The organism is Desulfosarcina sp. BuS5 (genome assembly GCF_028752835.1).
In the GTDB taxonomy this organism is placed as follows: domain Bacteria; phylum Desulfobacterota; class Desulfobacteria; order Desulfobacterales; family BuS5; genus BuS5.
Genome location: NZ_CP087953.1, coordinates 57,777 through 80,688, shown reverse-complemented (window position 1 = coordinate 80,688; position 22,912 = coordinate 57,777). Strand labels below are relative to the sequence as shown.

At 41.3% G+C, this 22,912-nt stretch carries 21 protein-coding genes; 17 read left to right on the top strand and 4 right to left on the bottom strand.

What is annotated here, in order from left to right:
• The first annotated feature begins 89 nt into the window (after nt 1–89).
• The 3 genes from BuS5_RS20020 to BuS5_RS20010 all read left to right on the top strand — a co-directional run bounded on the left by BuS5_RS20020 (nt 90) and on the right by BuS5_RS20010 (nt 3,569).
• A complete protein-coding gene (locus BuS5_RS20020; protein WP_027354591.1) occupies nt 90–1,763 on the top strand; it encodes a helix-turn-helix domain-containing protein in 1,674 nt (557 codons plus the stop codon).
• Entirely contained in the window at nt 1,744–2,304 is a 561-nt protein-coding gene (locus tag BuS5_RS20015) for a sigma-70 family RNA polymerase sigma factor (RefSeq protein WP_198012292.1), read from the top strand. The genes BuS5_RS20020 and BuS5_RS20015 overlap by 20 nt, the downstream gene beginning before the upstream one ends.
• A gap of 125 nt (nt 2,305–2,429) precedes the next feature.
• A complete protein-coding gene (locus BuS5_RS20010) occupies nt 2,430–3,569 on the top strand; it encodes an ATP-binding protein (RefSeq protein WP_027354589.1) in 1,140 nt (379 codons plus the stop codon).
• A gap of 14 nt (nt 3,570–3,583) precedes the next feature.
• On the opposite strand, the gene BuS5_RS20005 is transcribed toward BuS5_RS20010, so the two are convergent.
• Entirely contained in the window at nt 3,584–4,321 is a 738-nt protein-coding gene (locus tag BuS5_RS20005; RefSeq protein ID WP_027354588.1) for a hypothetical protein, read from the bottom strand.
• A gap of 107 nt (nt 4,322–4,428) precedes the next feature.
• Here BuS5_RS20005 and BuS5_RS20000 point away from each other — a divergent pair, with 107 nt between their 5' ends.
• The 12 genes from BuS5_RS20000 to BuS5_RS19945 all read left to right on the top strand — a co-directional run bounded on the left by BuS5_RS20000 (nt 4,429) and on the right by BuS5_RS19945 (nt 11,665).
• Nucleotides 4,429–4,815, top strand: a complete 387-nt coding sequence (locus BuS5_RS20000; RefSeq protein WP_027354587.1) for a hypothetical protein — start codon at nt 4,429–4,431, stop codon at nt 4,813–4,815.
• Between the two features lie 496 nt (nt 4,816–5,311).
• The gene (locus tag BuS5_RS19995; protein ID WP_035265957.1) at nt 5,312–5,707 is read left to right on the top strand and encodes a single-stranded DNA-binding protein; all 396 of its coding nucleotides are present in this window, start codon (nt 5,312–5,314) and stop codon (nt 5,705–5,707) included.
• Nucleotides 5,708–5,793: 86 nt separating this feature from the next.
• Nucleotides 5,794–6,738, top strand: coding sequence for a hypothetical protein (locus BuS5_RS19990; protein ID WP_027354585.1), 945 nt, complete (start codon nt 5,794–5,796; stop codon nt 6,736–6,738).
• A gap of 22 nt (nt 6,739–6,760) precedes the next feature.
• On the top strand, nt 6,761–7,384 hold the full coding sequence (locus tag BuS5_RS19985; protein ID WP_027354584.1) for a hypothetical protein: 624 nt from the start codon (nt 6,761–6,763) through the stop codon (nt 7,382–7,384).
• Entirely contained in the window at nt 7,381–7,581 is a 201-nt protein-coding gene (locus BuS5_RS19980) for a hypothetical protein (protein WP_157487438.1), read from the top strand. Before BuS5_RS19985 ends, BuS5_RS19980 begins: the two co-directional genes overlap by 4 nt.
• Nucleotides 7,574–7,939 (top strand): hypothetical protein, encoded by a 366-nt coding sequence (locus BuS5_RS19975; RefSeq protein ID WP_027354582.1) that lies wholly within the window; start codon nt 7,574–7,576, stop codon nt 7,937–7,939. The genes BuS5_RS19980 and BuS5_RS19975 overlap by 8 nt, the downstream gene beginning before the upstream one ends.
• 76 nt (nt 7,940–8,015) lie before the next feature.
• Nucleotides 8,016–8,792 (top strand): DUF932 domain-containing protein, encoded by a 777-nt coding sequence (locus tag BuS5_RS19970; RefSeq protein ID WP_035265947.1) that lies wholly within the window; start codon nt 8,016–8,018, stop codon nt 8,790–8,792.
• A 2-nt stretch (nt 8,793–8,794) separates the two neighbouring features.
• Entirely contained in the window at nt 8,795–9,724 is a 930-nt protein-coding gene (locus BuS5_RS19965; RefSeq protein ID WP_027354581.1) for a toprim domain-containing protein, read from the top strand.
• Between the two features lie 322 nt (nt 9,725–10,046).
• A complete protein-coding gene (locus tag BuS5_RS19960; RefSeq protein ID WP_027354579.1) occupies nt 10,047–10,538 on the top strand; it encodes a JAB domain-containing protein in 492 nt (163 codons plus the stop codon).
• A gap of 1 nt (nt 10,539) precedes the next feature.
• A complete protein-coding gene (locus BuS5_RS19955; RefSeq protein WP_027354578.1) occupies nt 10,540–11,037 on the top strand; it encodes a hypothetical protein in 498 nt (165 codons plus the stop codon).
• Between the two features lie 107 nt (nt 11,038–11,144).
• The gene (locus tag BuS5_RS19950) at nt 11,145–11,312 is read left to right on the top strand and encodes a hypothetical protein (protein WP_157487437.1); all 168 of its coding nucleotides are present in this window, start codon (nt 11,145–11,147) and stop codon (nt 11,310–11,312) included.
• A 2-nt stretch (nt 11,313–11,314) separates the two neighbouring features.
• Nucleotides 11,315–11,665, top strand: a complete 351-nt coding sequence (locus BuS5_RS19945; protein WP_035265946.1) for a DUF6094 domain-containing protein — start codon at nt 11,315–11,317, stop codon at nt 11,663–11,665.
• 6 nt (nt 11,666–11,671) lie between these two features.
• Here the strand turns inward: BuS5_RS19945 and BuS5_RS19940 are convergent, their stop codons facing one another.
• Nucleotides 11,672–14,776, bottom strand: coding sequence for a Tn3 family transposase (locus tag BuS5_RS19940; protein ID WP_274428185.1), 3,105 nt, complete (start codon nt 14,774–14,776; stop codon nt 11,672–11,674).
• Nucleotides 14,777–14,936: 160 nt separating this feature from the next.
• Here BuS5_RS19940 and BuS5_RS19935 point away from each other — a divergent pair, with 160 nt between their 5' ends.
• Nucleotides 14,937–15,494 carry a recombinase family protein gene (locus BuS5_RS19935; protein ID WP_274428184.1) on the top strand — a complete coding sequence of 186 codons (558 nt, stop codon included), beginning with the start codon at nt 14,937–14,939 and terminating at the stop codon, nt 15,492–15,494.
• Between the two features lie 108 nt (nt 15,495–15,602).
• Here the strand turns inward: BuS5_RS19935 and BuS5_RS19930 are convergent, their stop codons facing one another.
• Entirely contained in the window at nt 15,603–16,043 is a 441-nt protein-coding gene (locus BuS5_RS19930) for a hypothetical protein (protein ID WP_274428183.1), read from the bottom strand.
• Nucleotides 16,044–16,776: 733 nt separating this feature from the next.
• On the opposite strand from BuS5_RS19930, the gene ltrA reads away from it, so the two are divergent.
• Entirely contained in the window at nt 16,777–18,150 is a 1,374-nt protein-coding gene (gene ltrA, locus BuS5_RS19925) for a group II intron reverse transcriptase/maturase (RefSeq protein ID WP_274427762.1), read from the top strand.
• Between the two features lie 145 nt (nt 18,151–18,295).
• Here ltrA and BuS5_RS19920 read toward each other — a convergent pair whose 3' ends face one another.
• Nucleotides 18,296–22,885: a sacsin N-terminal ATP-binding-like domain-containing protein gene (locus tag BuS5_RS19920; RefSeq protein WP_027354928.1), complete on the bottom strand. Its 4,590-nt coding sequence runs from the start codon at nt 22,883–22,885 to the stop codon at nt 18,296–18,298.
• Nucleotides 22,886–22,912: the final 27 nt, after the last annotated feature.

Sequence of the window (22,912 nt, the reverse complement as noted above, 5' to 3'; positions counted from 1 at the left end):
AGGTTAAGTTCTAGAACACTACACTCACACAAGAGTTAACTTTTTAAGGTTAAACCCAAAGTCCAAAAAAATCAATAAGGAGATGGACTATGAAGAAAAAACTGATTCTTCCGGTAAAAGAAATCGATATACCCCAAAATAATCTTCCCAGAGTTATAACCGGTACTAAAAGCAAAATAGTAGAAAACTATGCCGAAGAGATGGCGGATGGAATTAATTTTCCACCTATCAAGGTCTGGAAAAACGGCGGTCCGCAATGGCTGGTCTGGGACGGCGTACATAGATTAAGCGCCGCCAAGGCTGCAGGCATAAAGACAATTGATTGCGAGGTGTATGAATTTCCGGAAAATGAGTTTTTATTGCAGGCATTTTCAGCCAACCTGAAACACGGATTGCCATTAAAGCGCCGGGAAAAAGTCGAGGTAACACGAACCCTGTATCAGAGCGGACATTCTGTTCAGGAGATCGCTGAAAAAACCGATATTCAGGAAAGAACGCTACAAAGATGGGTAAAAGATTTGGCTGATGAGAAAAAACAGGAGCGCTATAAAAAGGTCAAACAGTTGTATGAGCAGGGATATACGCAGGAAGAAATTGCAAAAGAAATAGGTGTTACACGAACAACGGTTGGAAGAATATGCAAAAACGACACTTGTCGTTTTTGCGCATTACCTGAAGATACTGCAAATAATGATCAAATTACCGAGAACGAAAAACAGGAGTGTAGCGAAAAAAACAGGGGATTGTATGAACAGGAATACACTCAGAGCGAAATAGCTGAAATGCTCGGCATTACTAAACCAGATGTTGGTAAAATAATAAATTTTGAAGATACTCAAAAAAATAATCAAAATTTATCATTGTTTAAAGTTGAACCCTTCCAACCACCCAAGTCTATTACATATACACCCCAGGTTTTACAACAAAACGACAATTGTCATTCTGCTAAACCCTTGAAAATTATTACAAATAACAATCAAGATTTTGTCTCTGGCAATCATCTTGCAGCAATGGAGAACAAAAAAGCGTATCCTGAGAATACGACACAGGATAAAAACACAAAACCGGAAATACGTTACAACGATATGAGTTATGAGCAAAAATTTGCCTTATCGAGAATGCCGCTTAAAGACTGCATGAAGAAAGGTGTCAGGCTGTCTGATTGGGATTTGAACATAATTAGAACACTGGAACTTATCAAGGCTGATTGGTCGATACAAGAAATCCATAAGGATACCGGATTGGGTCTGGTTGAAATCAGAAAAGCAGGGGTGGTTATGATGACACAGTATGACAAAAAATTGTTTTACGAGAAAGGAAGGCGCTGGATCGCCAATGAACTGCAAATAGACTGGAAAGAGGTGGATTTTATATGGTCGTTACGGCATTTCAAAACAGCCCTGCCTGACAGGTTTCAACTTTTGCGCTGGCTTCGGGAAAGCCTCCAGCATAACTCTGACGTAGTCGTAAAAGAATTAATGAGAATAGAAACATTAAATCAGCTTTGTATCCAGGAGGGTGTAGAAACACCCGATCAGCTTACCGAAAAAAAGAAATATGATATTTTGGAAAAATTACCGCCGGAAGCGAAAGATTATCTCCAGGAATGTGCCGACAGGTTTAATGCGCTATCTGAGATGTTCACCTATAAACAATTGCAAAAAGAACCATTCCAAGAATTGTCTAACTATTACAACCAAGTGGTTGGGATAGAAAACAAATTTCGGGATTTTCTGATTGAAAATGGCAAAAAAGTTTTGTGAAAAGAACAAAAGGGGGCAATTTGAAGTGTGCGAAAATACAGCAAAAGGAGATACTCACAAAAAGATTAATACAAAAGAAGCAATATTGCCGGTTGTTAATAAAATATTAACAAAATACAAAAACAAAATTTCAAAGGATATCATCGAATACGATGATATCTTATCTGAATGCTATCTGTCAGCCTTGGCAGGGGCAGAAAAATGGGAGGAGTCGGACAAAAAAGCTTCTCTTTTTTCCTGGGTCTGGATTTTTGTTTCAGGCCGGATTAGGGATTTGAATAAAAAGGAAACTATAATTACAGTTTCCTTTAATGATGAATTACTGCCGATTACAACTCAACCTTTCACCACGAATAATTTTCATACAGTCGCAATAAGCGAAAGACAAGAGCGGCTTAATAATGTATCTCAAATAACTACCTATCATCGGCTAATGAAAATCATGTTTTCAGGGCAAGGCCTGAAGCCATGTATATCCAGACAACGGGTACACCAGATGCAAAAAAAAGCTCAGAAAATCATTGCGGCTTTAGGGAAATAGCTATTCTGACATTTTCCAAATGCGGTTACCCTGGTATTTTAGATGAACCTTCTTGCATTTTTAGATTATTTGCGTTATTGTCGGCGTATTATTATAATAATTTACGATAATAATAGCAAAATATTATGTTTGAACGTCTATTATCCTCCAGTATAAAAAAAAGGTTAGCTGATCCAAAGGCGATTATTGTTGTGGGCCCCCGTCAGTCCGGCAAGACGACTCTTTTGCAGCAGATAACCGGAGAGCTGGATAAACCGGTACTCTGGTGGAACGGGGATGAACCTGATATTCGGCAGATATTGTCCGGGATTACCTCGACATATTTGAAAAATCTCGTAGGACAACATTCATTCCTGGTTATAGACGAAGCCCAGAGAATTGAAAATATCGGTCTCTGTCTGAAACTGATAGTGGATAATTTGCCTGGCGTCAAGGTACTGGCTTCGGGCTCGTCCTCCTTTGAACTGGCAAACCGCATCAATGAACCACTCACAGGCCGAAAGTGGGAATACCATCTCTATCCTCTGGCATGGCAGGAACTGCTGAACCATCATGGCTTTCTCGATGAGCGCCGCGTGTTGGAACATCGGCTGGTATACGGTTCCTACCCTGAGGTTGTCAAGCAACCAGGCAATGAATCCGGGTTGCTCCTCGAACTTTCAGACAGCTATCTTTACAAAGATATCCTTACCTGGGAACGTATCCAGAAACCGGAAAGACTGGAAAGACTGGTGCAGGCGCTGGCATTTCAAATCGGCAGCCAGGTTTCTTATAACGAGCTGGGGAGGATGTCCGGGTTGAACAATGAGACTGTTGAAAAATACATTGCTATTCTGGAAAAGGCATTCATTGTGTTCAGGCTGAAATCTTTTAGCCGTAATCTTCGCAATGAACTCAGGAAAAGCCGAAAAATCTATTTTTATGACAATGGTATCCGCAATGCCGTTATAAAACACTTCAGCGCGGCAGGTATGCGTGATGATATCGGAGCTCTCTGGGAAAATTTTTTGGTCAGTGAGCGTATGAAAATGATGGCAAATTCCGGATTTGCCGCAAACAGTTTTTTCTGGCGCACAACACAGCAGCAGGAAATCGATTATCTTGAAGAGCGCGATGGGCGGCTTTTTGCGTGGGAATTCAAATGGAATCCTAAAGCGAAGGTGAAATTTTCAAAAACATTTTTAAACGCCTATCCAAATGCGTCCACCGGAGTTGTAACTCCTGACAACATAGCTTCTTTCCTGACGGGAGCTGCGAATCAGTGAGCTGTTTTGAGCGGCTAAGAAACTTCGACAGCTTCCCCTTTCAACTCTCGTCTCAAAGCATTGATTACGTCCATTTCCACAGGAGAATCCGCAACAAGCCAGCTTTTTTTACCGGCTATTCGTTTAATGCTTTTAGCTCTTATCCAGGGGGCTATGCAGGACAAAACAGCGCAGGGAAAGTTTTTACTTGTGCGGGAAAGATGAATTTCCACAATATGCTTGTTTCTGATTACCTTGAGCAAGTAAAAAAGGAATGCCCGGCCTTCAATATATAAAGCGATTTCCCCTGGAATCCAGTGCTGCCGCAACATTATACCGGTCACATTATCATCTCCCAGGCTAACCGTTATCCGGTCGCCATGTTTTTCCGCAATAACGCCCTCAACCGCTCCGTGAACCAGTTTTTTCCATTTCAGATAAGCTTCATCGAGACGAACCTTATCAACATACCGGACGAATAAATCATGAGTCGTATGCTGAACACTGACAGGCAGCGCATCAAAATCAAACTCAACGGTTATGATATCATCTTCACAGACCATCCCCTGGAACACTTCAGCCTCAGCAACCGGCATATCTTCCGGTACCCGGAAAACAGCCTTTATCAGCCTGCTGTCCATATCGTCTATTTCGCATTCCCTAATATTAAAATACTCGCAAAAAGCCTGCTGTAAGGCGATTTTTAAAGTATATTCCACCCGGGACTTGTCTAAACCGGCTGCCCTGCCTATTTGTTGAAGTTCTTTTTGCATAAAAATCTCCTTTTTCTTTCCTGAAGCCGAAAACCTGAAGCCGAAAATTTGACGGCCTTTCTATTATATATAATAGAAAGACACGAAAAAAATAATCAGGAGGCAACATGTCAAACACAGAACAAACAGAACAAACAGAACCGTCCCGATGGGAAATTCTCTCTCGGGAAAGAAACGCCAGGGTGATTTTGTGCAACACAGCTGATACTTATGTTTTGCTGGATATAGCCAAATCTGCCGATAGAGGATTAAAAGCCCTACGAAGCCGATTACTGATCAGCCTGCCCCCTGAAGAAGTTATCCCCCTAATTGAAGAATACACAGAGAAGGTATTGGCTCTGCATGAAACGGTGAAAAAAATATGCAAGACAGCCAAAATAAAATACCGAACTCCCAGAGGCATCAATCAGATTCAGGGGAACAACGGCAACGGAAACAATTCCGTTGACGCATCAGTTAGTGCATCAGAATCAGACAACAACACGCTCAATTAGCGTCTGTTACCAGTTTTTACCACAGCATTTTGTTGTGTGTATCTGACTTTTTTTATTGGAGTCAGACAACGGACCCGTAAGAATATCCTTGCGCAGGCCCGATAAAAGATAGATTGCACGGTGTTGATTATTTTGTGAGCTTTTCCACAAAACAATCGCCGGAAAGAGATATTATCTCATGGTTCAAACCATGCAGGCACCCGTGGCTTTCAGTGTAGAAAAGCTAAAATCCAGAAGTGCGCCTGCACTTCCGTTCATCTTAAAAGCCGGAACCCGGCAAAAACATCAACGTAAAAAATCAACAAAAATACCAAGTAACAAACAGGGTAATTGCAGCTTGTGAACGATTTGCGCCGCTTTAGCGACAAAAATACCAAATAACAGGCAAAGGCAATCCTGCTTGCGAACGATTTGCGCTGATTTTTTTATTGGAGTTTTGACAGGAACCGGGAAAACTCAAATTTTTAAATTTTTAATGAAAAAGGAGGTAGTAAAAATGTTGAACAAAGTAATGTTAATTGGAAACCTGGGACAAGACCCGGAAACTCGTTATACTCAAGACGGCAGGGCAGTTAGTAATTTTTCTCTTGCCACAAACATGAAATGGAAAAATAAGGAAGGAGATCAACAAGAACAGGTAGAGTGGCATAGAATAGTTGTTTTCGGCAACCTTGCCGAAATATGCGAAAAATATTTAAAAAAAGGTAAACAGGTCTACATTGAAGGCCGCATCCAAACACGAAAGTGGCAGGATGATGATGGCAATAACCGCTATACTACCGAGGTTGTCGCCAATCAGATGAAAATGCTGGGCAATAACGGCAAATCCGAACCAGCAGCGAATGAAATTCAGTCACCGGATATACCGCCGGATGATGACATTCCGTTTTAGAACAAAAAAAACAGACCAAACAAATTAAGGGAGATTTAAGTCACTGACTTAGCTCCCTTTTTTTATGCCTAAGAAAAGAGGGAAAAATGGACTTAATGCAAATATTAAAAGACGGTCTATCAGATTCGCCGTTCAGTGATAGTTTGGGAGATCGCAGTCAATACATTGGAGCATCAGATGTTGCAGGATGCCCCAGAAAAGCTGTGTTAACCAAGCTTGATGCGCCGGAACATGACCTTGGTACTTTAATAAAGTTTGCCAGGGGTCATCTAACCGAACTGATGCTGATAGCCGGATTAAAAAAGCACAGCAAATCGCTTCCAAAATGGAAACACCAATACGAAGCAAAAAGTAAAATGAGAAAACACATCAAGGCGCACCTGGACTTTTTGTTTACAAGCAAAAATGTCCTGGCTGTTTTAGAAGTTAAATCAGTAGACGGCATTCCTGCCGACCCGTATGAAGGTTGGGTACAGCAAGTCCATATGCAAATGGGACTTGTAAAAGAAGAGTACCCGGACAAAGCAGTTAAGGGAGCAATCTTTGCTATTGATCTAAATCAGGGCGAAGCCAGGCTCTTTAATGGCTATCAGTATGACGGACAAATTTATGAGGGTCTGCTTCAAAAAGCAGAGTCTATTTGGACGGCTCTTAATGACCAGGCAAATCCAAACTATGACACCGAAAAAGGCCCTTTATGCGCTTGGTGTCATTATAGGCCGGATTGTCCTGCTTATAAAGCAGATGAGACAATCCCCGAGATGCCTTTTGAAAAAGAGCTTAACGAATATCGCGGCTTAAAAGAACAAGGGAAAATGCTTGAAGCTGAGATAAAAAAGCTTAAAGCATTTTTAAAGAGCGGCATTAAAAATGCCAATCCTGACGACAAAAAGGTTCGAGTCGGAGAGGAAGAAATAAAAATAGGTATATGGAAGAGAAGCAGCATTAATTCTCAAAAACTTCAAACAGAATATCCTGATGTCTACGAGGATTGTTTAAAAACAGCCTCTTATGAAGTTTTAAGGGTATGAGTTGAGGGTATGGAGGTTTATAATGACTATATTTATAGAAAGAAAAAATAAAAAAACCGACAAAGTTGAAAAAAAGGCATACGAAACCGTAGCCGAAAGAGTCAGGAAATTCCGGGAAGTTTGTCCGATCCAGGATGGCTGGGCATTGCTGACGGAAATCACGTTTCCGGACAAAGACAAAGTATTGGCTCAGGCAACTATCAAATCGCCTGATGGAGGTTTAATCGCCACCGGAACGGCAGAAGAAAACCGTAATGCTGGTTATATAAATAAAACCAGCGCTGTTGAAAATGCAGAAACATCCGCTATAGGCCGCTGCTTGTTTGCAGCCGGCTTTGGAGGCGGAGAATTTTGTTCGGCCGAGGAATTACAAAACGCTTTAGCCCAACAAAAACAAATCAAAGCGGCTGAACTCAAAATAGTGAACGGGCAGAAAAATAAGCCTAAGCCGCCACAACAGCAAGCAGAAACAAAAGGAAAAAATAAGCCTAAGTTTGAATTCGGGCCTACGATTAGTGGAATTACCTACACAAAAAGGAAAAACCTTATAATCGCTGAAGGAAAAACATTTCAGTCAAAGGGGCTGCTTAAATCAAGCGGCTTTAACTGGAATCCCGAAGAAAAAGCCTGGGCAAAGGAGGCATGATGTTCAAGAAAAAATATTATATGGTTAACGTTGTAACCAAAGAAGTTAGAGCGTTTCGGAATTTTAGGAAACTGTGGGACTCATACAGCAAACAACCGGATAAAAGAAATATCCTGGCTGTAAAGGGAAAGGAAATAAACACAATCCTGCCTCTTTCTATAACCTGGAAAGTTTCAAAGGAGGTTATTTATGGATAAACTGGCCAATTTTACACGGCATTATCCACGCTCCGGAGAAGTAAAATATTGGAAAAAAAAAGGGTTCAGCGTTGATGCAACGCCCAGGATTCCAACATTCGACTTAACCTGGCAAGAACGGGATATTGTTAAATCAATTGAAAATGAAATATGTAAAGTACAAAATCAGGGTTACAAGGGCATTATAATCGGCGGCTTAACCAACGTTATGGTTTATGCCTGGTATATTGCTCAGAGCTACGGTCTGGATGTTTTGCATACCAGGGGTCGCAGTACAGGCAGCGGGTATAAAATAATTACCCACACACGACTGCTTGATGCATCAACCCTGTATCTTGGATACATAAATAAAAATTAAATAAAATCCCAGCAAGGGGAGGTTTTCTCCCGTGCCGGGTGGATACCTCCCTTTAGAAAACACAGGAGGTGTTCAAATGCTGCAAAATCAAGAAATATTAAACATTGCCCCATCCATCGGAGCATTACATCCACACGAAGAAGTTTCTGATAAATACACATTCATTCCAACTATTGAAGTCATAAATATTTTGCGTAAAGAGGGCTGGATGCCGACAAGAGTTACGGAAGCCGGTTTTAGGAAACCTGACAACGAAGGTTTTCAAAAACATATGATCAGGTTTCAACATCCGGATCTAATCCTGAAAAACGAAGCAATCGAAGCGGTTCTGATCAACTCTCACAATCGCAGCTGCGCTTATAAACTAATGACAGGCGTTTACCGGTTTATCTGCATGAACGGCATGATATTGGGCGATACTTTTGACAGTATCAGTATCAAACACATCAACTTCGATCAGCAGGACGTAATCAAAGCCTCATACAAAGTGCTTGAAACAGCTCCGGTCGTGGCCAAGTCTCTCGAAGAGATGAAAACAACACACCTGCAGGAGGCTGAACGTGAAGTATATGCGAAAAGTGCATTGCAGCTTGTTTATGATGATCCGGAAGAAGCTCCTATTGACACCTGGCAGCTTCTTTCACCACGCAGAGCACGAGATTGTGAACCTGATCTCTGGACAACCTTTAATACTGTTCAGGAAAATATCATTAAAGGCGGTTTGAGGGGGCGCAGTACAAAAACAGGGAAAAGAATCAAAACCCGGCCGGTGAAAGCTATAGATCGTAACGTAAAGCTGAATCGGGCGTTGTGGACCTTGACCGAAAAAATGAAAGAATTAAAACGGAGATAATTATGTTTACTGATCAGAGAAACGCTGAACTGAATACCATCAAACGGCTGGATATGACAGCTTTAGTAGAATCCGCAGGGGTTCAGGTTAAAAACGGTCATTTCAAGGCAGTCTGGAGAGATGATCGGAGACCGAGCGTTTCTATCCTGCAGGCTGGTGATGGCGTCTGGGTATGGAAAGATCATGGTGCTAATGAAAAAGGAACCAATATTGATCTTTTTATGAAGCTTTATAACGTCTCTTACGTGCAAGCCGTTAAAGCACTAAGAAAGCAAACCTTGGGAGAGCAAACTTTTTCTTTTCCGGTTGCCGAAACCAGGTTTGGTTATACGGCAACAAAAAAAAAGAAAAAACCTGATTGGAAAATCCTCGATGAATACGATTTAAATGCAAAAACATTGCAGCTTTTTAAATCGTATAGAAGATTAAGGCCAAAATATGTAAAAAATGCCGGAATCAAACAGCTTTTACTGCTTTTAAATAAAAAAAAGTTTTCACTTTGCGGGCATCAAAATATGTCCGGCACATGGGAGCTTTATAATGTTCAGGGCGACTTCAAATCGTCAACAGGAAAGGATATTACCTATATATCACGCGGTAAAAATACGTTGGTTATAGCTGAATCTCTGATTGACGCAATTTCCTGCGAACAGATTAAAGAAGAAATTTTTGATCTGCTTGTGTTGAACTCGGTTGAAATGATAAATCGGGCTGTAGATTTTTTAAGTGATTTAAAAAGTTACAGTAAAATCGTCATCGCAACTGATAACGACAAGGCAGGGAAAAAAGCTGCGGATATGCTGCTTCCGGCATGTAAAACCAAAGCTGAAAGGGTTGTAGGTTTTAATTACAACCAATACAAAGATCCTAACGATTATTTAACTGGTAAAAAATTAAGGAAAGCGAATGTTAACAAAAAAAGAAAAATGTGAAAGATGCGGGGAAAAAGCGGTTAATATTGTAGCATGTTTTCGCTGTAAAAAATTTCATTCAGTGTGCGCTGAGTGTCTTGATTTATATCAATTTACGTATGCAGGAGAAAGTGGAAGCTGTTTTTTAACGGACCCTGTTGATAGAAAAAAATATAAATAAAATGCGGCACTAACGTAAAATAAAAAAAAATTAGCAATAAAAAAGGGGAGATTTAAGCCAGCCGGCTTGCTCCCTTTTTTTATGCAACAAAACCCCGGCAAAGGGAGGTTTTCTCCCCTACTGGGTAGACGCCTCCCTTTATTATATTAAGGAGGCAATAGAATGGAAAATTGTAATGTTTATAGAATTAGCTTGATTAGAGAAAAAAGCATTAAATATCAGGCTAATGTTTCAACGGCTGAACAGGCTGCTGAAATTATAAGAAAAACTATAACAGAATGCGGTCAAAGCGATAGGGAACAAATGATTGTGTTGATGCTTGATATCAAAAACCGAATTATAGGCACCAATATAGTGTCTATCGGCTCGGTATCATCCTCTATCGTTTGCCTGAGAGAATTATTCAAGCCTGTTATTTTGGCAAACAGCGTTGCTTTGATTGTAGCGCATAATCATCCATCAGGTGATCTTCAACCATCGAATGAGGATAACAATATCACTAAATGGATTTTTATTGGAGCGCATCTATTAGGCTTAACGTTACACGACCACCTGATAATAAGCACTGAAAACAAAGAGTTTTATAGTTATGCTGAAAATAATATTTTGAAAGAATACAAAGAAAAAGGTCTTAAAAAATTAAAGGAGTTTTAAAATGTCTCACGGAAGAATTTTTATAATAGCAGATAGAGATAGTTTGCAAGAGGACAACCATTGTTGCCCTTTCGATGAAGTGACCATGAAAGATTGGATTTCGGGTTGCGACTATGTTTGTCGTCAGGATAATCTTGATGATTTTAAAAATGACCTGGAATGGCTGGCAAAATCGGCTAATACAAAGATAAAGACTGTAAGTTTAACAGTTAATGGTGAAGAGATATTAACCGGTGTATTTGACAATGAGTTTAAAAATGCACTGACTAATGCTCTTGCAAAAGAGAAACAGCAGCGATTGCAGACTGTCCGTGACGAGATAAACAAAGAAAACCCGGATATGTGGCAAATTGCACACACAGCTTATAATGACAGTTGCTTCTATTTTGCATTCACGCCCGATATGAGCTTCGAAAATGAGATGGGGACGGTTGATTGGTTAAATAAAAACGAACCTGCATCTTGGTATATAACAGAAATTTACGATTATCATACATAATCAAATAACAAATAAATAAATAAAAACAGCAAGTCAATCATAATAAAAAAAGGAGTGTCAACCATACTGGTTCACTCCTTTTTTTGTTGTGAAGGAGAAAATAAAAAATGGAAAACGAAAAAAAAGGCTATCCCTGGCCGGCATCGGCATTAACAGTAAACGAAATGGCGATTCTGACCGAGTGGAGAAAAAAAACGGATACTCCAATAACCGAACTATTGAGACAGTCTGTAGTCTATGTAAACAGATTGATTCAGCAACGAGAAAGGAGTTGACCATGGCAAGATTAGCCAGTCAGGAAAAAATGGGCTATTACCCCACACCCATCAATGTGGTCGAGGATTTAAAAAAAATAATAAATATTCAGCCTAAAGCCAGACTGCTCGACACCTGCTGTGGTGAAGGTCAAGCATTAAGTATTATCGCAAAAGGAACTGAGACAGAGACTTTCGGTGTGGAACTCGACCGGCAACGGTCTAAAAAAGCGCAAGAAGTTTTGCAACAGATTGTTTGGGGCGATGCGCTGTATGAGTTCCGGGCATCTGAAAAAGCTTTTGGCTTACTCTGGCTCAATCCTCCTTATGATAATGTGGGTATTTTTGACCAACGCCGCAAAAAGGTAAAATAAGGAATTTCAGTTCAAATATCTGGAGCCTTCTGTCAGATGAATCCCCATTGATTTCTCATCAAGATTGTTAATGATTTCTGATATATTTATAAAACTCGCTTTCCTGTGAAATTCATATACTCCGTATAGGTTTATATGCCTCCATGCTACCGGCGAGATTGCTTTTATAAAATCGGTCTCAGCCATATCATTCGCTTCTTTCTTCTTGAGTAATTCCGAAAGAATATATGCATTATAGAAAATGATAGCATTGGTGATAAGCCGGGTACATTCACTCCATATCTGCTGTTCCAGTTCTGTTTTCACACGGAATTTTCCAAAGAATGCGTAAAAGACAGCCTTCCTGAGCTTGTTGTAGGCTTCGCCTCGGTTCAGGGCCTTTTGAACATTGCGTCTAAGCTCTATAGAATCAACGTACTTAAGGATATAAAGTGTTTTTACAATATTATCCAGTTCCCAAAGAGCTTTTTTGGTTCTGTTCTTTCGTGCATAAGAACTTAGTTTCCTGATAATGGTACTTTGTGTCGAAGATTTGAAACCGAGAGAGACAAAGATTTTCAAAATGTTTTCCCACTCTTCCTTGATGAGCTTGGCGTTAATTTTACGAATGGGTTTGAGCAGATAATCTCCGTACTGCTTTGGATTCTTAAAGCCATATATCATTTTGGACCTACTACCGAGTTTGGCGTAACGTGGTGCGAACATATGCCCGAAAACATGGAGAAGGATAAAATTTACTTGATTCGTACCATGGGTATCTGTTGAATGCCGGTCGGAAATGATTTCTGATGAGTTATTGAAGAGTAGATCAAAAACGTAATGGCTTTCGTGTTCGTTGGCCCCAATAATTTTGGCATTCACGGGAATATGATTTGCTACCATAGTGTAAGCTGATATTCCTTTCTTCAGGCCAAAGTATTTGGGGGAGTACCGGGAGTTGATGGTGTTAAATTGAGTTTCATATTTTTGTCCATCACTGCTGGAATGAATGGTTTCTTCTCTGATATTGAAATATTTAAAAACTGGCAACGTGGCCATAACATTACTAATTTTGTCATTGGCCTTTTTAAGAGTTTCGAGCCTTATGAAGTTGTTAGCAGTGGGCACAATCTCTTGATAGTTCATATCAGAAATTTCAGCCATTTTGGAAAGACCAATATTGGTACCAAAGGCGACAATGCCGGCAATAATCCTGTGATCTTCGATCTCATTTTTAACATATCTGTCCAAGATATGAGTGAAAGAAGATATAAAGTCGCAGTGCTCATCAACAAAATAAAGCAAATCGTTAACTCCTATTTGGCGAAATTGCTCATAGATAAGATTGTTTACGGACTCTTCTTCCTTTTTGTACGGAAGGCTCCACTTGATATTATCCCCCTTCCCGGTGATCTTGATGTCCTTATTTTTCCCTTCCTTTATTCGTACGTTGACGGCTTCCAGGGAGCTCTCAAGTTCTTCTTCAAAAGAAGCCAATATGTCATCAATCGACATCTGCAAAAAGGGAATATCGAGATCCTTAATCAATTGTTCCTTGTTCTTCTCCCAGTATTCATTATCAACGAGATCATCCTCAAAACTCTTAAAATTCAGACTGTTCCTTATGAATATCTCTCCTGCATCAAGACGATTTTTTAAGAGGCGATAAACCAAAAACTCATACTTGTCGCCATTTATCGCTTTTATCTTACGTTTCTTTCCTTTTCTTTTAACTTCCCGTGATTCGAAGATGTAGCGTTTTATTTTTTTGGGGATAAACTCCTGTGGAAAATTTTGCTTTTTGATCTGGCTTAAACTTTTCTTCTTAAGAAATGAATCTTTGAGAAAAGTTGCAGCTTCAAGAAGTGGATCTTCTTCGATCTGGCTCTTAAATTCAAGATTTAGAAAGAGTGGTCTAATATTCTTCTTAAATTTCGAAGATTCGGCCACATAATGATTCCATTCATAGTCGGCGACATCAATCTTTGTTTTGGAGATGAATTTGGAAAGAAAAGGTATTTTGTCTTTTTCCAGAATGGAGAAGGCTATTTCCTGTATGTCTTCAAATGTCGTATCCTTCGGGATATTATCATTTATGTATAATTCTATGAGCCGCCCTGCCTCTTTGACATATTTGTTCCCCTCAACTGTGTATTCATATACTTTTTTTTTGGCGATCTGCTTTGCGTTGGCAAGAAATTGGCTCACGTAATAGAGGAAGGTTTTGGTCAAATTGTCATTAATTTTCTGGTACCGGATAAATATGAAGCAGAGCAGATATAAGTAAGCCGTCTCCCTGTTGATTCGCTTCATCTTTTGAACGGTATAATACTCTACCAATGAGGCATAATATTTGATGTTTTCGTTTGAGATCCTGACATTAGGCAAAAACTCTTCTGCTAGATTATAGACAGACTTGAGGACTTCTAATTTCTTGATTTCTTGAGATATTTCTTTATAGCTGAAGTCCTTCGGCTCTTTTTTCAATAGAGTAAGTTCATAAAGCCCACCTTCCTCAGCACTTAGAATTTTTTCAAAGGCTTCGTAATTCTCTTCAGAAATATATTGAGAAATCGCCGTTACAAGGCGGGTCATTTCGGTCGTAAGCGCTTTCCCAACAATATTCTGCATAACACTGTAGCCGGGAATGACGACACGATGAGTTTCCAAGTAACTAAGCAATTCACGAAAAATATAGATAGGTTTAGAGTGAATGGACACAAAAAAATTGGCTTTCTCCTCCAATTTCTCTCTGGTCTCTTCTGTCGCAACACGATATCTATGCAGTTCTAAAATTTGCCTCTGTTGACTCAAGCGAGTGGGCTTTGACACTTCGATGTCCCTTAACTCATGACCATGGCGATAGAAATATTTGTGCGGGATATACTCAATGTCCTCTTCAACCTCACGGTAAGAGAAAACAAAAAACATTTTCTTTGCCTTGAAATACCCTAACTGCAATATGAAGTAAATTTTTGACCGGATTGATCGTAGAGAACTTAATACATTTTCTTCTGCCCGACTGAGTGCAAAATACTTTGCCCTTTCCTCAACATTAAATTCGGGTAGGCCATACAACTCTTTAATCTCACTATCGGTGAGTATTTTTAGCCTTTTCCCGGGATCAGCCATAGGTGGTCCTGTTTTCTTAAAAACGGTCGTTTTTGATAAAAGATTTATCTTTGGCCAAGAACACCTTCAAAATGTCCATTTTTATTCTCAAAAAGGTTTCTTGAAATATATTTCTCAATTTACTATAATAAAAACGAGTTTTGAGAAAGGATAAAATTCCATGTTGATAGGTTATGCCCGTGTCTCTTCAGAAGATCAAAATCTGGATTTGCAATTTGATGCCTTAAAAAAAGCAGGCTGTTCGAGAATGTTTTCAGACAAATTATCGGGTATACACAAAATGAGACCCGGGCTAGACGATGCGCTTTCCCATCTGCGATCAAGCGATACGTTTGTGATCTGGAAGCTTGATCGATTGGGGCGCAATTTAAAGGGACTAATAGACTTGGTGGGAAAGCTTGAGGAGGACGGTATTCACTTTCAGAGCATTACCGATGGAATTGATACCACCTCGCCAGCGGGCAGGTTTTTTTTTCACGTAATGGCCTCCCTTGCTCAGATGGAGCGGGAGCTGCTAATAGAGCGGACCAAAGCAGGGTTAATGGCTGCAAAGAAACGAGGCCGGGTGGGGGGACGCCGACGCACAATGACTCCAAGTAAAGTCGAAGCGGCTAAAAAGCTTTTGGCTGAAAGAATGCCACCTCGGGAGGTTGCACAAAATTTAGGGGTATCAATTCCCACCCTTTACCGGTGGTGTCCAGCTTCAGAAAGAGCTTAGCTGGATTATAGTGCCAGTCATATGACCGGAACGATAGCAAGGACTTACCAACTATCAATTAGGGAATTTTGACCATAAATTCCTTATTTTACCTTTTTGCGGCGTTGGTCAAAAATTCCCAATATGATTGTATAGTTGCGATAAGTTATCTTCGGTATTATCAAAATCTTTTCCGCATACACTAACAACTCTTTTTCTCTTTTCAGCCCTATTTTTCATCTCTTCGAGCTTCTCTTCGGTGCCATTAAGATCTTCATCTTTAATATCTATTGAACGCAAAAAGATTTTTAGGTTACTTGAATTATCCAAAACATCCCAGAAAGGATTCAGTTTTTCATCATGAGGAAGACTCTTGGATATTGTAAAAATCTTTCCATCATCCCAAATATCCAGATATCCTTCTTTCTCTAAGAAAGCATCTATAAATTCAAGAAGATCAGCCGCATTACGGTCCCAGAACGAAAACGAAACGTTGTTTCTGTTGCACCAAATAATCCCAGCCTTTTGTATGGTTTGTAATGTTTTTAAACAAGACGCTCTTCGTGCCAAGATAAATCCGAATCGTTGGGATAAGACACAAGGTCTTTGAAACTCGATATTGTTACCAAGTGGGTGCTCGGGAAACGGTTTGTTTCCTTCATCTCTGCAGGGCTTGCTCTGGCATTGATGTTAAGATAGTCCCACCTGACTAAAGACTAACCAGCAGGTCAGTAGCGAAGTCCACAGGTAAACCCGGTAACGGGAGTCTGGAGCTGGACGGAGCAAGATTGCAGGCTCTGTATTGAGCCCCGAAAAATGTATGGTTGTGGTCATTGTGATAATCCTGCTTGCAGGAAAAAGCCGACGCTTTGGAGACAGCGGAAGGCAGCAGTCCTGAATATGCTAAGGCAAGTATTCAGGACACCACCGGGGTCTTAGACCAGGGCATGTACTCAAAGGGGTAGCTCGGGAACTTGGGAGACCCGGATGTTTCCTTGGGTAAAAAGAACGGTAACAGGAAATCCAGCGCAAGCGAAATCCCGGCGTTGCATAGGAATGTCCCGCCTTGCAACGAGTCTGCCATTGGCAGAAACACAAACATTAAAAGACGGGCGATACAAGGTATCAGGGGAGGATAGCGAAGAGCGAACGAACCTGAGATAAACATTCGGAAGTCTTAGCAGATCATAGTACCGATGATTAAGAATTGAACTATCTTGATCGGAAAGGTGGGGAAGTGATGCCCAAGCGACCCACTGCAGGGAAGGTGAAGCAGGGTATAACGTTTTTTTTGGCAGGAATTATGGGAGATACACAGAGGTCACAAACCATATCAACAAAAAGCCGAGAAATTGCAAGAACGGTCGCTTGCAATTCCAGACCGATAGAATGGGGACAACCACCGGTATTAACAGGTGGGTCATCCCTTATCAAAATCGAGCTGCTTGCTCAAAATAATCATGAACTGGTATTTACATCAGTAGTCCATCGGATAGACTTTGATTTACTGAAACAATCCTTTCGTAAAATTCGGAAAAGCGAATCTGCAGGAGTGGACAAGGTTACGGCAAAGGAGTATGCCGAAAATCTTGATCAAAACCTCTATAATCTGTATGAACGACTGCGGAGAGGACAGTACGTTGCGTCTCCTGTAAAGCGTATCTGGATAGACAAGGAAGGAGGGGAAAAGCGTCCAATTGGCATACCTGTACTTGAGGATAAAATTGTCCAGAAAGCAGCAGCAGCCATATTGAATGTCATATTTGACAGGAATTTTTACAATTTTTCCCATGCATTCAGAAAAGGTCGGAGCCAACACATGGCAATCAAAGATTTACGTGAGCAATGCTTGAAGCAGAATATCAGCTGGATAGTAAGCGCAGATATTACAGGACTATTTGACAATATTAATCACGAGTTACTTAAAGACATGATACGTCGGAGAGTAAGTGACGGCGGAATGATTCGCCTGATAGGGAAGTGGTTGAATGCAGGCGTAATGGAGGAAGGCAACCTGACGTACTCTGAAACGGGCACTCCACAGGGAGGAGTAATTTCCCCTGTGCTCAGTAATATCTTTCTTCATTATGTTTTAGATGACTGGTACGTGAAAGAAGTGATCCCCCGGATGAAAGGGAGATGCTCCATCATACGCTGGGCGGATGATTTCATCCTCGGGTTCGAGTATGAAAAAGACGCATTGCGTGTCATGGATGTATTACCCAGGCGGTTCGAACAGTTCGAGCTGTCACTTCACCCGGAAAAGACAAAACTGATTCGATTTTCCAAACGCATTAGCGGAAAGGGAAACGGGACGTTTGATTTTTTAGGGTTTACATTTTACTGGTCAAAATCATTAAAAGGGTACATGGTAATAAAGAAAAAGACGGCAAGAAAGCGTTCAAGCCGTTTTATGAAGAGAATATGGATATGGTGCAAGGATAACCGTCATAAGCCAATGGCCGAGCAGTATGAGATTCTTTGCAGTAAACTGCGAGGTTTTTACCAGTACTTTGGAGTAATAAGTAACTACAAAGTGCTGGAAGTTGTGTTTGAATATACTGAGAAAGCATGGCGTCGATGGTTAAGCCGAAGAAGTCACAAGGGCGAAGTAATGTTCGAGGACTTGCGCACAACATACCCACTGCCATTACCCAGAATAGTCCATAATATTTGATGCCGTAAGGGCTGCAAAGTTATACGCCAAACGGGGTGTCGCCTGTTTGGTTGATAATCCGGTAAAAAGGATTTGAACCGAGGAACCGTATGAGGGAAATCTTCACGTACGGGTCTGTAGGGGGGGCGTCGGGTAACCGATGCTCCTACCTGGAATTTGTCGTAAATATTTCCAAGGGGTCCACAGTTGGCTCAAAATTCAAAACCTCAAGCTTTGTGACAAGTTCATCAACATTCTGGGCAGTAGTGACTGACTCTATCCCTCCGAGCGGGGCCTGCCATGAGACCAGTAGTGGCTTAACCACATCCATCGTTTGCTGGAAAGTCACGTTCCAATATAGGTCATGGTAGTTATCCGGAATTCCGAGAGACTCCAATTGTTCTACCAAATCCGTATAGGGTCCTATTTCTTTATTATCTTTGAGCAATTTCCTCACAATGGACATTAAGGGAACTTGAGCAGATTCCATGTGATCTTGAAATTGCTCTGCAGCCTCTTTGTTTTTTACTGGTGATTCTCCTGCCCTTTTCACAGCCAAATTCCATTTGCCCAACTGGAATATTTCCCCAAAACTTTCATACAAATAGAGGCCGAGATCAAAAAACCCTTTTTCTTTTCTCACTATCGAAATGGCCTGCCTCTGGCTCAATGGAGATAGGTCAAAGCCATTCAATAACCGTTTGAGGGCGTCTTCAGTCGTTATCCCCGTTAAAATAGAAAGATCGGCATCTGGATGCAAGGCCAAAAGAAGGGGCCTTAGCATACGAATTGCCCAGCTCAAGTCACCCATCCACAACTGTTCAATTTCTGCAAGATGTTCCGAACTTATTTTGAGCTCCTTCAGTGCTCCCTCTATAATTTCTCGGGCTGGCTCGTCTTGCCCATCAAGCTTATTGAGGACAAGTTTTAGAGGCACCTCCAAGTCCGCGCGGTCCATCATGGAGGAAAAAGCCTCACCTAAAGAACTTAGCCTTTCTATGGCTTTGCGTGTTGCAAGAAGCGTGGACGACTTGGCCAACCAAACGCCATCTATTTTGGTGACTGGAACGTACCGATCTTCTTCCCAAATACCAACTTCCAAAATGTCGGCAAAGTAGAGCCTCGCCTTTCTTATGGTGTCCATAGCATTGGAAAAAGCTTTGGTATAAGCCCCCCTGACCTGAATGCCAGCGTGTGCATGGCAACACATTAGGACAGGGATGACCCATGCAAACTTTCCCTCGCAGAAAAAATCTCCGCTCTGGGTTTCTTCCCAAGGCTCACCATCTACAACGGGCTGCACTCTCAAATCGGAAATGAAGCGGATACCATGGCCGAAAACCCTTTTAAATCCCATGCCAAGTCGCTTCGTATCTTTGGCCTCTATTGCCAAAATATTTTTTACATAATTCTCCAAGCCATGATGAAAGGAAGACGTATCATCAGGAAGGAATATGGGATTATCCAGAGATGGAACCAAGGCTTTAAGTTCGGAACCGCTTTTCACAATAAGTTTATGGGGAAATGGATCTTCTGTGTCCGGTTCAAAGAGGCTCCATGCCGCTCGAACATGTCCCATGAAAATGTCTCTATTTGCTATTGTCTCTGGATTTTCCAAAGCGTTGGCCAAGTCATCCAGCAAGCGCGTGCTGCTTGTTTTATTTTCGGGTTGATAGCGGGGCATTCCAAGTTTTTCTAGTATTTCTGAAAGGTCATTATCACTAACAAGAACTTGTGAAATTTCTGGTGGAATAGGATTGAGATGCTTGAATTGATGTGCTCTGCCAGCAATCACAGCAGGGGGAATGAACCATTTATCCCTGGGGCAAAAATCAGATGATACATTTCCCAAATCGATTAACCACGGAGTTTCTTCAAGCCAATACTTTAAAGGTGATTTATGAGATTTGGAATCACTCTGCCCTCCAATCTTTGAAATATTAATAGAATTCCATTTTCCTTCCCATTTTGAAATAGACCGTAATAAAACATCCATGAAATCTTTAGGGACATTTTGGTTTAACGTTGAATATTGGTCTATACCCGGGATAATAAACAGATCTTGAATACTGTATTCAAATGTACCTGTAAAGCTGGGTTGTACATTCTTATAGACAATAGATGTGTATTCTTCCCATATATCTTTATCAAACGTCGGCGGAGGTTCCTCCGGAAGTTTTATGCCTTCAGAATAACCAGGAACGGAAAAGTTAGCTTCCCAATCACCATGTTCGATTTTTATTAATCGTATTCCATCAAAGACACCGGCCTTTTTTAGTAAATCCAAATTGTCCGAGATGTTCTGGCTCCAATGGTCATCATTGGGAGGTAACAGAAGCTTCTTTGTAGCTTCCTTTGTTTCAGTGGTATTTGCTGCATACAGGTAAGATTTTAATTTTAGACCGAAGGTATGATGCCAACCAGGGCCAAAACTGGTTTCATTCAATGGATACCATCCGCCATGGCAGGGAACGGGTAGTTTCCCCAAATATTTGAGTGTTTTCTCTCCCTTGTCTTTGGCCACCAATCCAGCCACGAGTTGGAAACCCCAGCTGCTTATGGCTCGGCAAAGTTGATCTTTTTCTTCATCAAGGCGTATAGGCAGGTCCGGTGTGACAGGAATAAGTACATTACGAAGAATGGATTCAACACCAAAAGGCTGAACCAGGGAAGAAGAAAGATACCCATGCAGGGGATGTTTTTTTATACCCCCGCGTTCTCCCGCTATATGGACAGTGATTCCCTCATTGAGAAAAGCAATGTGAGATCTAAGTTCTCGCGGGATTTCATCAACTGATTGATCCGGGAGGACTTCTTCATCATCGCCCGAGCTTCGCGGCCGGAAAAACACGGACATGCTATCGCTGCTAGCATGTAGTTCGTTATCGGTGCCGAGAAGAACTTTCTTCCCTTTAAGGCACTCGGACTTTCCAGGTAACAACAGCATGACATCATGCCAGAAATCATTCCAGTCAACTTTATTCTCTCGGGCAATTTCTTGGGCTACAACCTCAATGGTTGATGCGACCCAATCATCTAAAGGATCAGCTTCTATGGTCACAAATTTAAAAAAATTTATAATCTGAGAATTTCTTGAGCCAAGCCCTTCGTTAATGATATCAAAAGTGGCGTTTCTGTAAAATAATTCCTCGGTAAAAACTTTGGGTTCATCCAAGCGCGGTGGGAGGCTGGCTGACTTGACGCTTTTCCAGGAGTCGGATGTCTGAATGAGAGGTTCTTCTTTTATGTCGAGTCCGAGCTCTGAAAACTCTTTTTCGATTAAAGAAAACCAATCTTCTCCATTCGTCTCTTGCGAGGATATTGGAACAAGGATGTCCAAGATTGCTCGGGCTTCATCAAGCCCTTTTCCACCAAGGTGCTTAGTGACGATGTGAGCGGCTCTTTTAGCCATTTTTTCGATCAAAATCTTGTTAAATTTAAATTTTTCATCATCAAAAACAACTTTCGTACGTCTAATATCTCCATAGAATGGGGCATTCAAGTGGCAGGCCGCGCCGCTTGACTGTTCGGTGGGCAGAAAAATACTGATCAAACCTTTTTCCGGGCTTTCGCCCACACGGACGGCCAGAGATACCTCAGCCCTCCTGATTTTGGGCCACTTCCCGGGAAGGCTGGACACGGCCCGGCGAATCTCTTCAGCTTCTTCGGGTTTTTCTTCGCCACCAATCATCCATTTCCAAAGCCAATATCTTTTTGTATCGGCATACTCTGTTTCATCCACGAGAACATCTATGTCGATTTGCTGGGCATTGCCTAAGTCTGGCAACAGGTGGCTTTTTCTCGTGACAAAACGCTTGGTACGTGGGGTTTCTATCCAAAGGCTTTTGGCCTTGTTTAAAAAAAGAATGGTATTTTCATCCAACTCTTCGATTATTTGCAGGGCCAGATCCCTTGCCTTTTCGCTTGTGAAAGGCAGGCGAACCACCGTGGCGAAACCTTTTTTCTCGAATTTTCGCACTAATGGGGTTTTATCTTGATCACTTATAGGCTCCGGAAGAAGGTAAGGTGATAGGAACCTGAGTTCTGAAGCGATTCCTTCAAAGCCTAAAGCCTGCCACCGGCCTCGGAAAGCATCTAATTTGCCTTTTCGCCAGTCCACCAAAGGCACTTGGCAACCAATATTCAGATCAGGATTATCGTTGCCGTTTAAAAGTGCCTGGATGGGTTTTTCAAATGATTGAATGATCCCAGGGTCGAACCGGAAATTGAAACCGTTGAAGAATGATGAAGTTTTTTCTTTGAGTGAGAAGATTTCCGGCGTGTGCGTGATCTCCAAGACGCTTCGGAATCCTATGCCCTTGTTTCCTATGTCTTTCTCCGGGTCTTTGTCGCTCTGGCCAAAACGAGATAAGCTGTTGAAGTTTGGTTCCATGAAAGGCAATCCGTCATTGGCCATATATAGAGCGCCAAATGGTAGATCATTGGTGATCACAACCTCAATACGTCCCTCATCTTCAGGTGTGTCTTCATCGGCCTTTTGTTTCTCAATGTCAAAAAGAGCGTCATGTGCGTTTTGGATAAGCTCGATCAAGAACCGACCATGGTATTGGTGCTCCACCTGTTCAGTGAGATTGTGCAGGCTTTTATAGTTAGATGTACCGTTGGCCAATTCATCTAGGAAGGTATGAATTTCTCCTCTGGTCTTTTGTATGACTTTTTCAGCATAACCGGACGGAGCTTCTTCGACGTCCTGATGTACCTTCACAGTTTTCTGGCTTATTGTATTGCCTACCATAGACGTTTTTTATGATCCTCCAACGAA

Coding starts and splice junctions, on each gene's coding strand:
- ltrA (WP_274427762.1), top strand. CDS start 16,777: ATGGGAGATACACAGAGGTCACAAACCATATCAACAAAAAGCCGAGAA.
- BuS5_RS19980 (WP_157487438.1), top strand. CDS start 7,381: ATGATGTTCAAGAAAAAATATTATATGGTTAACGTTGTAACCAAAGAA.
- BuS5_RS19940 (WP_274428185.1), bottom strand. CDS start 14,776: ATGGCTGATCCCGGGAAAAGGCTAAAAATACTCACCGATAGTGAGATT.
- BuS5_RS20010 (WP_027354589.1), top strand. CDS start 2,430: ATGTTTGAACGTCTATTATCCTCCAGTATAAAAAAAAGGTTAGCTGAT.
- BuS5_RS19990 (WP_027354585.1), top strand. CDS start 5,794: ATGGACTTAATGCAAATATTAAAAGACGGTCTATCAGATTCGCCGTTC.
- BuS5_RS19945 (WP_035265946.1), top strand. CDS start 11,315: ATGGCAAGATTAGCCAGTCAGGAAAAAATGGGCTATTACCCCACACCC.
- BuS5_RS19920 (WP_027354928.1), bottom strand. CDS start 22,885: ATGGTAGGCAATACAATAAGCCAGAAAACTGTGAAGGTACATCAGGAC.
- BuS5_RS19970 (WP_035265947.1), top strand. CDS start 8,016: ATGCTGCAAAATCAAGAAATATTAAACATTGCCCCATCCATCGGAGCA.
- BuS5_RS20015 (WP_198012292.1), top strand. CDS start 1,744: ATGGCAAAAAAGTTTTGTGAAAAGAACAAAAGGGGGCAATTTGAAGTG.
- BuS5_RS19985 (WP_027354584.1), top strand. CDS start 6,761: ATGACTATATTTATAGAAAGAAAAAATAAAAAAACCGACAAAGTTGAA.
- BuS5_RS19960 (WP_027354579.1), top strand. CDS start 10,047: ATGGAAAATTGTAATGTTTATAGAATTAGCTTGATTAGAGAAAAAAGC.
- BuS5_RS20005 (WP_027354588.1), bottom strand. CDS start 4,321: ATGCAAAAAGAACTTCAACAAATAGGCAGGGCAGCCGGTTTAGACAAG.
- BuS5_RS19995 (WP_035265957.1), top strand. CDS start 5,312: ATGTTGAACAAAGTAATGTTAATTGGAAACCTGGGACAAGACCCGGAA.
- BuS5_RS19965 (WP_027354581.1), top strand. CDS start 8,795: ATGTTTACTGATCAGAGAAACGCTGAACTGAATACCATCAAACGGCTG.
- BuS5_RS20020 (WP_027354591.1), top strand. CDS start 90: ATGAAGAAAAAACTGATTCTTCCGGTAAAAGAAATCGATATACCCCAA.
- BuS5_RS19935 (WP_274428184.1), top strand. CDS start 14,937: ATGTTGATAGGTTATGCCCGTGTCTCTTCAGAAGATCAAAATCTGGAT.
- BuS5_RS19955 (WP_027354578.1), top strand. CDS start 10,540: ATGTCTCACGGAAGAATTTTTATAATAGCAGATAGAGATAGTTTGCAA.
- BuS5_RS19975 (WP_027354582.1), top strand. CDS start 7,574: ATGGATAAACTGGCCAATTTTACACGGCATTATCCACGCTCCGGAGAA.
- BuS5_RS19950 (WP_157487437.1), top strand. CDS start 11,145: ATGGAAAACGAAAAAAAAGGCTATCCCTGGCCGGCATCGGCATTAACA.
- BuS5_RS20000 (WP_027354587.1), top strand. CDS start 4,429: ATGTCAAACACAGAACAAACAGAACAAACAGAACCGTCCCGATGGGAA.